Annotated in this window: 1 protein-coding gene; it reads left to right on the top strand. The window is 48.2% G+C overall.

Annotated features, from left to right (window positions below; all coding sequences use genetic code 11):
* A partial coding sequence (locus R7O13_RS28165) for a cytochrome c3 family protein (RefSeq protein ID WP_318305358.1) occupies window positions 1-635 on the top strand: 635 nt, incomplete at both ends.

The following is a 635-nucleotide window of genomic DNA, read 5'->3' as shown; positions in this document are numbered from 1 at the left end:
GTTGAATGAAGAAGCGGATCACGTCAAAGGTGCGTTTCTTGATAAGTACCGCCTGAGTTTAATTACTCCTGAGCTCTATTATCACGATGGCCAAATTTACGATGAGGACTATGTCTACGGCTCGTTTTTGCAATCGGCCATGGCAGAGAAAGGCGTAACGTGCACAAATTGTCACGATCCACATACCGCCCAACTCAAAATCCCAGAAGAAGCAGTATGTGCGCAATGCCATGTAGCGTCAGATTATCTGTCAGAAAACCACACCTTTCATCAAGCGAACACCGAGGCATCAAAATGCACAACGTGCCACATGCCGGAGACGACCTATATGCAGGTAGACCCGCGCAGAGACCACAGTTGGCACGTTCCGCGCCCAGATTTAAGCAAGCATATTAATACGCCCAATGTTTGTACTGCTTGTCATGATGATAAAGATGCGAAGTGGGCCGATGAGCAGATTGGTCAATGGTTCCCAAAATCAAAGTATCGCAACACTCAGCACTTCTCGGTCGCATTTTATGCAGACGCAATAGGCCACCGAGGTGGTTCAGATGCGTTGGCTTATACGGCTCAAGATTCTTCCAACAGTGACATCATTCGCGCATCGGCTTTAGAGCGAATGGCAGGCAAGACTG

The sequence above is a fragment of the Vibrio sp. Y176 genome, assembly GCF_033438945.1.
Note: the sequence above shows the minus strand (reverse complement) of the source record. Positions and strands in the feature narration are given on the sequence as shown.